The sequence below is a fragment of the Pedobacter caeni genome (assembly GCF_900129215.1).
Taxonomy (GTDB): domain Bacteria; phylum Bacteroidota; class Bacteroidia; order Sphingobacteriales; family Sphingobacteriaceae; genus Pedobacter; species Pedobacter caeni.
Window position 1 is genome coordinate 1,287,681 of record NZ_FQUQ01000001.1, and the last position, 13,494, is coordinate 1,301,174.

9 protein-coding genes are annotated in these 13,494 nt (G+C 43.3%); 7 read left to right on the forward strand and 2 right to left on the reverse strand.

Translation table 11 applies throughout. The features are described 5' to 3' along the window. The first annotated feature begins 135 nt into the window (after positions 1–135). From BUC20_RS05395 to BUC20_RS05425, 7 genes are all read left to right on the forward strand, one after another. The gene (locus BUC20_RS05395) at positions 136–1,086 is read left to right on the forward strand and encodes a hypothetical protein (protein ID WP_073228363.1); all 951 of its coding nucleotides are present in this window, start codon (positions 136–138) and stop codon (positions 1,084–1,086) included. Between the two features lie 94 nt (positions 1,087–1,180). Further along, on the forward strand, positions 1,181–2,626 hold the full coding sequence (locus BUC20_RS05400) for a PP2C family protein-serine/threonine phosphatase (protein ID WP_073228366.1): 1,446 nt from the start codon (positions 1,181–1,183) through the stop codon (positions 2,624–2,626). A gap of 5 nt (positions 2,627–2,631) precedes the next feature. Then, on the forward strand, positions 2,632–6,705 hold the full coding sequence (locus BUC20_RS05405; RefSeq protein WP_084528561.1) for an FtsW/RodA/SpoVE family cell cycle protein: 4,074 nt from the start codon (positions 2,632–2,634) through the stop codon (positions 6,703–6,705). Positions 6,706–6,725: 20 nt separating this feature from the next. Next, entirely contained in the window at positions 6,726–7,517 is a 792-nt protein-coding gene (locus tag BUC20_RS05410) for an FHA domain-containing protein (protein WP_073228369.1), read from the forward strand. A 15-nt stretch (positions 7,518–7,532) separates the two neighbouring features. Next, positions 7,533–9,065 (forward strand): serine/threonine protein kinase, encoded by a 1,533-nt coding sequence (locus BUC20_RS05415; protein WP_073228370.1) that lies wholly within the window; start codon positions 7,533–7,535, stop codon positions 9,063–9,065. Between the two features lies 1 nt (position 9,066). Continuing rightward, positions 9,067–9,987: an NTF2 fold immunity protein gene (locus tag BUC20_RS05420; protein ID WP_073228373.1), complete on the forward strand. Its 921-nt coding sequence runs from the start codon at positions 9,067–9,069 to the stop codon at positions 9,985–9,987. A gap of 246 nt (positions 9,988–10,233) precedes the next feature. After that, positions 10,234–11,628 (forward strand): glycosyl hydrolase family 18 protein, encoded by a 1,395-nt coding sequence (locus BUC20_RS05425; RefSeq protein WP_200800885.1) that lies wholly within the window; start codon positions 10,234–10,236, stop codon positions 11,626–11,628. Between the two features lie 57 nt (positions 11,629–11,685). Here BUC20_RS05425 and BUC20_RS05430 read toward each other — a convergent pair whose 3' ends face one another. Both BUC20_RS05430 and BUC20_RS05435 read right to left on the reverse strand, forming a co-directional pair. After that, complete coding sequence (locus BUC20_RS05430) at positions 11,686–12,417, reverse strand: LytR/AlgR family response regulator transcription factor (protein WP_073228384.1); 732 nt, start codon at positions 12,415–12,417, stop codon at positions 11,686–11,688. Further along, entirely contained in the window at positions 12,414–13,433 is a 1,020-nt protein-coding gene (locus tag BUC20_RS05435; protein ID WP_073228387.1) for a sensor histidine kinase, read from the reverse strand. Before BUC20_RS05435 ends, BUC20_RS05430 begins: the two co-directional genes overlap by 4 nt. Positions 13,434–13,494: the final 61 nt, after the last annotated feature.

Consider the following 13,494-nt stretch of genomic DNA (forward strand, 5'->3'; position numbering starts at 1 on the left):
TATGCCAATATATGGCTTTTAGCTTAAAATATAAGCCCGCTAAACCCGTTAAAACATCAATTGTTGATATTTATTGATATATACTATTGGCCAATATCATTATATTCAGTTCTAATTAGCTACTTAAGATTAAAAATGACTACAAAACCTACTTTTTGGCAACGTATAGGCATCCAGGATTGGTTCTTAAATGACAACAGTACCAAATCATCTGCCAAGCTAAAGCCACTTACGCCCAACATAGTTTATAAATACATCATCCAGAGGTTTCAGGAATCCATTGCTGAGTTGTCATTTGCCGAACGCATTGTGTTCTACCATGAGTTTATCATTTGCCTCAACGCAGACGATTACAGGGAATTTGTAGACAACAAGAAAGGCATATTGGGATTGGTTGCTCAGGAATCAGTAGATAATTTCTACGTGTTGCTGAACAAACAGGCGGCATCGGGAAAAAAGGTAGAACCTTCCAGCAACAAATGGGTTTTCCGCTTTGTATCCCATCCTGATTACCGTCGCGGAGACATCAGCTTTATCGGTAAGCTCCTGCCCGACAGCAACCTTAAAGACGAAAACCTGCGGGTTACCTTTATCCCCAGACAAACCGGGCTTGCCCAGACTTTTGACATGGACAATGACCTGCTGAAGGATTTCATCTTTTACAGTGAAGGTTATTATGAGATTCCTTACATGGCAGATTTAAAAATGCCCGATAAGGCTCCTGAAAATAAAAAGACCGGTACCCTTGCCCGCTTTGAAACGACTTTGCCAAACAAAGCCTATGCTGGTCAGAAGCTGGAATACCTGATGAAGGCAGAAGATATTGTGATCTCCGGAAACGAAGAAACGAGTGAAGGCGCACATATTTTCAAAATCCCTTCAGAATGGGTAAACAGCCCTCACCTGAAAGTTCATTACAACAACGCAGAGGATAAGTTTTACCTGGCCTCTTTTGGGGAAAAGACGATCGTGAATGAGAACCTCGTAGAACGGAGTGATATCTATGGGCCCAAATGGATCGAGCTTCCGCTCAATTCAAGAATTATCCTTAACGGAATTATTGGCATCAATATTTTTAAACCCTGATATATGTCACATGCCTTATCTATAGCGTTATTAGTACTGTGTGTGGTCTTGTTGATTGCACATTTCAACGACATTAAAAATTCGCCCAAATAGAATGGACAATAATTATTTTGGAATAACCGACATTGGAAAAGTTCGCGACAATAATGAAGATGCCTTTATTGCGGAACGCAGCTCAGGTAATGATTTTGTAATTGCCTGCGTTATTGATGGTGTTGGCGGATATTCTGGCGGTGAAATCGCAGCAGACATTACCAGGAAATCGATACTTCATCACCTGACAAATCCGGATAAAAACGATTTGCCCCGACTGATGAGGGAAGCGATCCTTGCCGCGGATGCACAGATTATTGTGGAGAAGCAAAGGGTAAAAGGACATGAAAATATGGCCTGTGTATTGACATTGGCTGTAGTAGACCTGCACAAAAACAAACTATACTATATCCATGTGGGTGATACAAGGTTGTATCTCCTGCGCGACAATTCCTTAATCAAGATCTCAAAAGACCAGTCTTTTGTTGGGTTTATGGAGGATTCCGGCAGGCTTACCGAAGAGCAGGCCATGCAGCATCCTAAACGCAATGAGATCAACAAAGCCCTTGGCTTTGGGATGGGAATGGCCGGACAGGAAGATTACCTGGAATCCGGAGAATCTCCTTTCCTTCCCGGTGATCTGTTGCTGTTGTGCAGTGACGGGCTTTCGGACATGGTGAATAAACAAGAGATGATCAGCGTGTTAACTTCCGGAATCTCTATTAAAGAAAAAGGTGTTCAGCTGATCAATGCGGCAAATAAAAACGGAGGTTTAGATAACATCACGGTGGTGTTGGTAGAAAACGATAAGCAATCGCAGGTACATGAGCTGACCAAGCCGGTTAGCAAATCAAAGAAACCGAACGCTACTCCCGGGAATGAAACTGTTGCTGTAAATGAAACTGGTCCTGTGAATGAAACTGCTGCTCCAAAAACTCAACCTGTGCAAAAAAGCAATAACAATACCATTACCCTGCTTGTTGGCCTTTGTTTAATTCTTCTGGCGGCCTGTGTTTATCTATTCTGGCAAAAGCACCAGTTGGACAATACAAAATCTCCTTTGCCGGGAAACCAGACGCATGTCCGGAATCCTCAGGAACTGAAGCTTCAGGCAGCACTGGATCAGCTGAAGGGAAATACCCTGACCTTAACAGACTCCATGTTTAAGTCGCCGGTGATCCTCACTGAATCTTTGCATTTTAACAAAGATTCCCTGTTCATCATTTCCAAAAATCAACTGATCATTAAAAGTGATTCCACCTTTAGAGGAAATGCGATGATCATCCAATCCACCAGCAATTATGTATACCTGGAGAACCTCAGTTTTGAGGACTTCAATACGGCGATATCTTCACAAAACAATGCACTCGTGTTAAAAAACGTACAGTTTAAAAACTCACCTAATGCCATACAAACCATTTATGATTTGCCGGCAAAAGGGTATATCAACGGGAAGATCTCCCGCAGTACATTTAAGGCTGATTCCATACCAAACACTTCCAAATAAGCAAAATGGAAGAAACGACACCAACAACCGGGAATAGAAAAACGGAGCGCAGGCTCCTGCTATTGTCAGCCATCATATTAGGAGCGCTGTTCATTACGCTTTTCCAGACCTTACAGAAAGGTTTTCTTGAGGTAGATTCCAGGTTGGAAAATGGCACCATGGTCAATATCAATGATAAAAAACCAGGCCAGCTGATCAGAACGTTACTGGAAAAAGGATATTATTTTGAAGATAAAAAAGACATTGCATTGGTAGAATCTGTGGTGAGCGATGGGGCAAAATCCTTTAAAGAACCAATAGACAATGTTGGAGAACTGAACAAACGCCGGTTCTTTATCGGAGCTGATGATGCCTTTACCAGAGGCGGACAAAACTTCAAAAAAAGAGTACTGGATTCCAGGGCTTTATTGGGCTATACCGGAGATGATTCTCTTCTTTTCAAAAGAGAAAAGGTCAATCCTCCTGTATTAAAAGCAGAAACAGACCTGCAGAAAGGACAATATCACATTACAGGAAAAGTAATTGATACTGCCGGAAAACCGGTATCGGGTGTACTGATCAGGCTGCAAATGATTTTACCGCAGGACAGCGCGGATACGGACGACGATGAGGCGATTCCAAAACCGGCTTTAAAGGCTTATGCCAGAACAGATGCAGCTGGTCATTTTGCCTTCAACAGGCTTCCCGATGACCAGGCTTTTTCAATTCTGCCAATGCAGCCGGGATATCAGTTTGGTAAATCTCAGGGAGTTCAGGAATTACAAAAAGATGCTTCCTTTGTCTTCAAACAAAGCCCGCATACCATCCGCCTTTTTTCTGCACGTGATTTCAAGATCCTGAAAAAAGAAAAATCCTTAATTGTCCGTACCCCTGTGGAGTATAACCAATGGTACTGGATCATTACCGCGTCCTTTTTCTTTGGGTTCTTCCTGCTCCACCTGCTGATGACCTTTAAGTTTCCAAAGGCAGATCAGCTGCTCCTTCCGGTGATGATGCTGATGACAGGATTTTCATTTATCACCTTACTCAGTTTACAGGATCCGCTTCGGGACCGCTTTCTGGCGAAGGATACCCTGGTATTTTTTGGAATGGGGATCCTTGGAATTGCGATCCTGCTGTTCATCAAATTCCGCAAGTTTACCGTGGATTCACGCGTGTACAGAATGCTGGTGCTGGCGAAAAGCACGGGTAAAGCGAATGGCTGGCAATGGGCAGGTTTGGCTTTGGCATTACTGGCCTTAACGATCGTATTCGGAACAGGTCCGGAAGGAAGTGGTGTAAAGGTGAACCTTTTCGGTGTACAACCCAGTGAAATTGTAAAATATGCCATTATCTTCTTTCTTGCCGGATTTTTTGCCAGCAATGAGAAGTTCATTACAGAATACAGAACCTGGAAAAAACGCTGGTACTTCTTCTCTTTTGCATTGGTAGCCATGGCCATCGCCATTTTACTCTATCTGGTGCTTGGTGACCTTGGACCGGCAATGGTGATCTGTTTTACTTTTATCATTCTCTTTTCATTCTCACGTGGGGATTTTATGATGATGCTGATTGCCATCATCACTTATACGTTAACCGTTTGGTACCTGAACATCTGGCTGGCCAGTCTGATTACCGTGTTACTGGTAGCCCTGGCCATGTTCCTCAATAAAAAGAAAACCAGCGAATCGGCCATCATGATCATTATGGTCATCGCCGGATTCTTACTGATCGACCAGATCCCTTACCTCGACAAACTCATTCCAGGCCCGGTAAACAGGCTTACAGAACGTAAATCCATCTGGCAGGATCCATGGAACAATGAAGTTTATGGAGGTGATCAGGTGGCAAACGGAATATGGGCAATGGCCGGAGGTGGCCTCAGCGGACAAGGTGTTGGTGAAGGATTCGCCAAGAGTATTCCTGAAGCGCATACAGATATGATCCTCCCTGCAATTGGGGAAGATTTTGGATGGGCAGGGATTGTATCGGTGTTTGTCCTCTTCCTGGTGTTTTTTAACCGGTCCATCAATATAGGCCGGCAAACGGGAACACCCTTTCTGTTTTATTTATGTGCCGGAATAGGGATCAGTATGTTTGCCCAGTTTCTATTGATCGCAGGTGGTTCTACGGGAGCATTACCACTCTCAGGTGTAGCCCTTCCCTTTATCAGCTATGGAGGCTCATCGCTCGTTGCAAATATGCTGGCGGTAGGTTTACTGCTTTCGGTTTCTTCCATCCGGGGCACAGCCGTTCAGATGGAATTCATTACCAAACAACAGGATAAAAACCTGGTTCCGGCATTGTTGTCTGCAAGTATTGCCGTGATTCTCCTTACCGTAACCGTATCAAGATATATCAGTAATAACAAGAAATGGGTGGTACAACCTGCATTGGTTGCCGACCGGAGTGGCCTGAGGATGTTCAGTTACAATCCACGTATTGCCATCCTGATGAACAAACTGGAAGCGGGTCAGCTTTACGATAGAAACGGACAGATACTGGCCACCAGTAACCCGGAGCTGATCAGAAAACAGGCTGCACAATTACAGGAATCCGGATTGAGTTATAACCTGGATTCTGCAGTACATAAACGGGTAGACCGTTATTATCCTTTCGAGGAACAAGCCTTTTTCTGGGTTGGAGATGTCAATACCGGGGTATTCAATGGCAGTACCAATGGTTACTTTGCAGAATATGAACATGCAGCAGAATTAAGAGGTTTCCATACTCCAGTGCTTTCGTTCAATACCATTGCCAACCGTTACCATGAAGACCGTTTTCTGCCCCGTGGAGTGAAAGAAATGACGGTCAGCAAAAGAGATTATGCGGCATTGTCCCCACTCCTTCTGGCTGGGGTAAACAGTGAAGAGGTTGCTGCTTTTAAAAAGCGAAACAGGGATGTGAAACTGGCTGTTGATGCCAGGTTACAAACCGCCATTCAGCAATCCATTGCAAAAGATGATTCGTTGAAAAAAAGCCGTGTATCGGTGGTGATCATGGAAGATGAAACCGGAGATGTGCTCAGTTCAGCAGTCTACCCGCTACCCGAAGTTAAAGATTGGGAAATGCTCACCATGACTACTGCCGAGCAGAACAGGTTATCCGGATGGCATACCAATGCCGATCTTGGTTTCACCTATGCCACCCAACCAGGCTCCACCGCAAAAGTACTGACCGCAATGGCAGCCTTTAACAAACTTGGTCTGGCAGCAGTCAACAAAACCTATAGCGTAAGCCGCGCAGAAAGGATCCGGACCAAAGGTATTGAACCTGATGAAACCGGGAACATCAATATGGAAAAGGCATTGGTCAAATCAAATAATGTGTATTTCATTAAACTGGCCAATCAGGAACAACTCCAGGAAGATATGGCAGCCTTATACCTCAAGACAGGTATGTTTTTAAGAGGCGTTGGCGGTTATTATTACAACAAAGGAGCAAACAATGAAAAGCAGGAAGAGAAATGGCTGAATTATTGGAGGAAGACAGAGTTTAATACGAAACCAAAATATGATCCTGAAAGGATCAGACGGACACGTGCAAAAGGAATCTCAGGAATGGCCTGGGGACAAGGCGAACTCATTGCCAGCCCTGCATCCATTGCCCGACTGGCAGCAGGAGTTGCCAATAAAGGGGTCATGGTGCCAAACCGCTTTGTGTTGAAAATCAGCGATTCCCTGACTAAGGTCCAACCGGGTATTAAACTGGCAAACGATCCTAAATATGCCGCCTTGTTAACGGATTTTATGATCAAACAGAGCATCAATAAATCCTATGCCATGGGCTTAAAAGTAGCGGGTAAAACCGGAACACCGGAGCGGGTCTGGAAAGCAGCAAGGATCAATGATGGCTGGTATGTGTTTTTTGCACAGAATAAAATCGGCAAAGGACATATTGTGGTGAGCATCAGGATAGAGTCGACCAGGGGTTCCAGCAGGGCAGTATTGCTGGCCACTAAACATGTGGTCCCTGCCCTGATGAAGCTGGGTTATGTGAGTGACCTGGAAGAAGCAAAGAAGAAGGTCGTTAAAGCCAAAAGCATTAAGACCACAAAAACAGACAGTACTACAGTTTCAGAAGAGCCTGTAGCAAATTAATAAGATAAAGATACATGAGCATGTTTAACCTATTTGGTAAGGAACCATCCGAAAAACCTCAGGACGTAAAAGCAGTCAGAGAGGCACTTCTTGTTTTCATTAAACAGGAACTTCAGAAAATGGAAGGTGGCGAAGGGAAACATATTAAAGGATTTCAGCTGTTTATCGCCTGTGTTCCGGTAGAGAAATACCTTTATGAATCTGCCGTTTTTATGGAAGAAGAAGGACGCTTTAAGAAAGAGGTCCAAAAGCTGGCCGATGACTTTGCCATTGACCTGCCTGAACACTGGACCATGGAAAGCCTCTTTGTAGATGAGCTCCCTCAGGATGTGATCAGGGCATCCAACCTGGAAATCGGACTGTACATTAAAACACCTGAACATGCCATCGTACAACACTCCGAAAAGGCCCGCATCAAAGTTCTGAACGGAGAGGCGGAGCAACAGGAATACCTCATTACTTCCGCCGACGGAAAGATCAATATCGGCAGAGAAAGAAAAGTGCAGGACGCAGATGGTTTCATCAGAGAAAATAAGATCGCTTTTCCTGATTCCAGCAGCAATGAAGGCAATAAATACGTCAGCAGGCAACATGCACATATTGAATGGAATAAAGAAGCAGGAGTCTTCCTTTTGTTTGCTGATGAGGGTGGTGTGCCGCCAAGAAATAAAGTAAAAATCAGATCTAAGGCAGATCATAACCCTGTTAAACTTACCTTTACAGAACTTGGACACCCTTTACAGGAAGGTGACCAGATTATTTTGGGCGAATCAGCTGTTTTAGAATTTAGTTATGTTTCAAACCCTTCATAAAACGACAATCATACCATGAGCAAAATATTTACCATAGCAGAGGGATTAGAGAACATGGGTGCTTTACGCACCGGCGGACAGGGTTCTGTTTATAAGGGTAAAAGAATGGGCACCATCATTACGGCGGTGAAAATCATACCAACCCCTATTCATTCGGAAGATACAGAGGATAAAAACTACAGGAATTTCAAGAATGAAGTAGAGAAGTTAGAGAAAGTAAACCAGATCCCCAATCCAAATGTGGTGAAGATCCTGAACTCCGGATTAACGGAAAGCGGATCATTCCCTTTCATAGAGATGGAATACATAGAAGGACCCGACCTGGAAGACCTCTTAAAACCACCACACAGCCCTGTATTTACCATACGGGAAACGATAAAGCTGGCCGAACAACTGTCTAACGCCCTGGCACATTGCCATAAGGTAGGTGTGAAACACGGCGACATCAAGAGTAACAACGTAAAGTTCAATGTGTATACCGGCAACTATATCCTGCTTGACTTCGGACTTGCGATTATGTCTGATGAACAACGGAGAAGCAGTGTCAGACACGCAGGTGCAGTAGAATTTATGGCACCGGAACAACATGATGGAGAAATGTTCTTCCAAACAGATATTTATAGTTTCGGAGTAATCCTTTTTGAACTGCTGGCAGGAACCGTTCCTTTCCCACTGATCAACAAAGCAGAGAACTCCCGCAATTCGGTGATGCTTTCCCATATGGAAAAACCAGTGCCGGATCCATTGAGTCTGCGCAGGAATCAAATCCCTGAAAGCTGGGCACCGGCCGTCCGCGACCATGAGATGAAAGTTCCGATGTGGCTGCTGGAGCTGATCAGTAAATGTCTGGAAAAAGCACCTGAAAAAAGGTTTGCCAATGGCGAAGCCTTACATGAAGCAATTGCCCGCAACAACATAGAAAACATGGCTTTACCAGTTGCAGCTGCTCCTGTTGCTCCGGTCTATACGCCGGCACCGGATGAAAGCCCTTCTAATGCGGTAAAAGTATCAAAACCATTGTTTATCCTGATGATCCTGGCCTTGGTTGGCCTGAGCGCATTTACCGGATATGCCTTGCTGTTTAAAGATCAGATGGATAAAAATAAAGCAAATGCAGCACTTCATAAAGACAGTACAACAGTTTCAAAACCTATTCATGAAGTGGTAGATACGATGCCTGAGCCCGACACGACCAATATCGTGAAGCCCATCATATTGGATACTACCGAACAACAGACCAATGTAGATTCCCTGCAAAAGGAATATGAAAGACAAATGGGCCTCAACAAGCCTGTTCCGAAAAAGGAAACCAATGTAGAGGCAGTAATTGTTAGTGAAGGCAAAAAATACAAACTGCCTAAGACAGCAATCTATTTCTATGATTCTCCGAGCGTAGATGCCCCAAGACACGGAGTTCTGGGTTTATGGGTAAATACCAAGTTTACCGTAGTGGATGAACAGAATGGCTTTATCTATGTGACACATAAGGATAATGATGGTCAGGTCACCAAAGGATGGTTAAATAAGAGCGATCTGAAGGAGCAATAACATGAATACGGTTCAATTTAAAGATCAAAGCCTTACTGCTGAAGAGATCAAAGCGCTTGCACAACAGACAAAGCTGGTCGGGATCTCGTTTGTAAACTGTCCGGTTACCGATGAGGATATTTTACAGTTATCCGGTTTACCGAAACTGGTGAACCTGTCGCTGGAAAACACAAGTATAACGGACTTATCGCTGGAGTATTTATCTAAACTTCCGGCGTTAAAGCTTTTATTCATCACCGGAGCAAATATCAATGGATCTGGCTTCAAATCATTTGAAAACAACAAAAAGATCGATTGTATCTGGGCCTGTAGTACGAAACTCAACGATGATGGCCTTCGTTTACTGGCAAATATCCCTAAACTGGGTGTGATCCGAATTCTGGATACTGCCGTTACTTTTGAGGGTTTACTTTCTGTGGCACATAATCCCCGGATAAATGTGGTTGCCAATGATCTGTTCAGTCCGGAGCAAATGGCGCAGTTTGAGCAGGAACAACGAGATCAGGCAAAGTCCAAAAAGAGCTTCATTCCGGAAGAAGTCGAAAAAGCAAAAGCAGTACTCCTCTCCTTTTTTCAGGCAATGACGGATTGGGAAAAATATGCAGAAGAATCGTCCTCAGGATCAGGACCGTTTGCCTCAGACCTTCAGCCAAGATGTGAAGCGATATTTAATCAGTATTGTACGGATAAACCCCGCACAGGTTACAGACCAGATGGAATACATTTTTCTCTTGGCCCGGATTACAGCTATGGAAAGCAGGAATTTACAGATGTAGAACAAGCCTCAAAAAACAAAATTCTTTTTTATACAAAGAATCATATCGACTTTCAGTACCGCTATATTCTCGTAAAAAAAGAGAACGATTGGAAAGTGGATGAATGCCAATGGCATTCCACAGGCTGGAAAAAACATGGATTGTAAATAACTCCATAAACATGTGCATTCTGCACAAATTTATTTTAATGATTTTATCTCGTATCATCGGCTGCTAAACAAGTCCCACTGATTCCCCCGTTTATCTTTAAACAAAGCCGGATTGACTGTATTTCAAGCGTATCGCCATTTGTATTTATTTTAACAAACACGAAGTTTATTTGAAATATATCCTTGGTTTATAGGGTTTATTATGTTAATTTAATATTAAATCCCTAATGTAATTCAAATATTATGAAAACAAAAAACCAATTTAGGTCAATTCTATTGCCAGCGTTATTGATGCTGTGTATGGCCTCATGTAAAACCAAACAAGCTGACTTTGCTTCGCCAGAACTTGAAATGAATTCAAAGCGTTCAGATGTTCATGCAGCCGATGCCGCTAATTTTAAAGTCATCGGTTATGTTCCCTCCTGGGCAGGAGAAGTCAGTCAGATCCAGTTCAGTAAACTGACACACATCAACTACGCCTTTATTCTACCAACAAATTCAGGTGGTTTTCAGGCGTTGGAAAACCCCTCCAAACTTCAGGCCCTGGTATCTGCTGCACATGCCAGCAATGTAAAAGTATTGGTTTCTGTAGGTGGCTGGAACGATGGAAATGACAGCGCTTTTGAAGCTTTTGCAGCAAACTCCGGCGGACGGACCACCTTTACCAATAATGTAGTAAACCTGGTCAATCAGTATGGGCTGGACGGAATAGACATCGACTGGGAATACCCGGACAATGGAAGTTCTGCAAACAACTATTCCCTATTAATGCAGCAGCTCAGTACGGCGATGCACAACATGGGAAAACTACTTACCGCAGCGGTAGTCTCCTATAATGGAGCAAGTATCCAGAATAACGTATTTGGATATGTAGATTTCCTGAACATCATGGCCTATGATGAAAGCGGAGCCAATCACTCTACCTATAACCTCGCCGTACAATCCTTAAATTACTGGAAAGGAAGAGGTTTACCTGCAAGTAAGGCCAATCTGGGTGTACCATTTTACGGCAGATCGGCAAATGAGTATGTGGATTATAAAACCATACTTTCCAGAGGCGGAAGTGCAAATTCAGACTCTTTTTCAGGAATAGGTTACAATGGTATTCCCACCATCAAGCAAAAAACCAATCTCGCCTTTGATCAGGGTGGCGGCATCATGATCTGGGAACTTTCGCAGGATGCAACCGGTGGAAATTCTTTACTTACGGCCATCAATCAGGTAGTGGTTTCCAGGACAGGAAATCCCGGCACACCGATTCCCATCGGATCAACAGTAACCCTGAAAGGATTTAACAGCAAATATGTGAGCGGGGAAAATGGATTACAAGCCATGACCTGTAACCGGACAACGGCCTCTCCTATTGAAACTTTTACGGTCCTTGACGCTGGGGGCGGTAAAATCGCGCTGAGAAGCAAGGGTAAATTCGTTTCCTCAGAAAACGGGAATTCGGCAATGACCTGCAGCAAAACCACTATGGGCGACTCAGAGAAATTTGATTGGGTAGCCAATCCGGATGGTACCGTTTCCTTCAGAGGAAACAATGGAAAGTTCGTTTCCAGTGAAAACGGCACCCAGGCCATGACCTGCAACAGAACCACTGCTGCCGGATGGGAAGCTTTTGGAATTAACAAATAAAATGAACAGAGGGGATACCGCACCTGCGACATCCCCTCTGTTTTTTTCAGTATGTTCTTAGTATAATTTTCGGTTGATGAAACTCATAAAAGCTTTCCGGTAGGTATCGCTGATCGGTAATTTCCGGTTTGCAATCCATACCTGATTGTCTTCAATTTTCAGGATATGATCTACATTTACGATATAAGAATGATGGATCCGCTGAAAGTTTTCGTCCATCATCTCTGCCAGATTTTTCATTCTTTTATTCACCAGAATAATACCCTTATCGGTATGAAAATCAACATATTCCTTATCCCCTTCCAGGTACAGAATGGATTCACATTCCATCCGGATAATTTCCTTGCCAGACTTAATAAAGAGCTGTGAAGCCGATTTGGGCTTGCCTGCTGTAGTTGTCCCAGGAACAGCGTTTGTCGCAGGAGCAGCAGGACTCAACCGATCACAAGCCTTCATTACCGCATCCATAAAACGGGAAAATGTAATCGGCTTCAGGAGGTAGTCCGTTGCCCGTTTCTGATAACTTTCCACTGCATATTCCGAATAAGCTGTAGTAAAGATTAAAGCCACATTCTTAGGAATCAGTGTGGCCAGTTCCATTCCGCTCATCTCCGGCATTTCAATGTCCATGAAAATGATATCCACCGTTTCTTTTCTCAGGTAATTGATGGCCTCAAAAGCATCATAACAAGACATGACATGGTCGAGAAAGTCCACATGTTCCAGGTGCGATTCCAGCAGGGCCACCGCATTGGGTTCATCATCTATAATCAGGCATCGAAAATTCATTCTTCAGGGATGTTAACGGAGGCATAAAAAAGAAGACCTCTGGTTTCAGTGGACAATGTAAAATCGTCCTGGTATAGTAAATTTAAACGTTTTCTCAGATTTAGCAAACCAAAGCCCGTCCGATGCTCAGTTATGGAAGAATTTACCCCATTGATGACTTCAAAAAACAGTCTTTTGTTTGCGATTTCCAGTTTCATTGAAACCACATTTTCAATTTTCCTCTTGTTGATGCCATGTTTAAACACATTCTCGACTAAAGGGATCAGAATCATTGGAGGAATAAGGAAGTTTTCCGGAATCTGATGATCAAAGGTCAATTGCAAAGGATACCTCATTCTGAGGCGCTCCAATTCAATATAATTCTCTATAAACTCCAGTTCTTTCTGCAAAGGAATCTTTTCCATCGGGCTTTCTTCCAGGAAAAAACGCATCATTTTTGCCAACCGCTCAATTTGCAAAGCAGTGGCCGGAGATTCTTTATGTGCCTGATAATAAATATTGTTTAAGGTATTAAAAAGAAAATGTGGCTGCACCTGAGCCTTTAACAGGCTCAACTCTGTATGGTAGTGCCGGGTTTTCAATTCATCCTGAGCCCTTAATAAATGAAAATACCGTAGACTGGCATAAAAGAGGAAACTGGTAATGACAATCAGTCCGGCAGAAAAAGAGGTATAAATCCATTGGGCAAAAGAGAAATTGTACATTTTCTCCTGATAATAAATTCCCAGAACATAGTAATTGGTCAGCATTTCTAAAACTACAACCAGGGAGAAAAATAGGAAAAGCAGGATACCGTACTTCCAGTAATGTCCTTTACTGTATATTTTAGGAATCAGCCATACCCCATTTCCATATAAAATCACCGCATAAAAGAAGGCGATGAGAACAGATTGAACAGCAGCTTTGGTAAATCCGGCTGCCGGCAGCCGGAAAACAAAGTTAATCCCAAAGAATACCGCCCAGCCGATCAGCTGAATGATCCAAAGGTTTCGCTGATGTGTTTTTACTGATTCCATATGATGATCCGGGTAAAAGTATGATTTACAATCATTAATGCGCCAAAAATTCAATCATCTA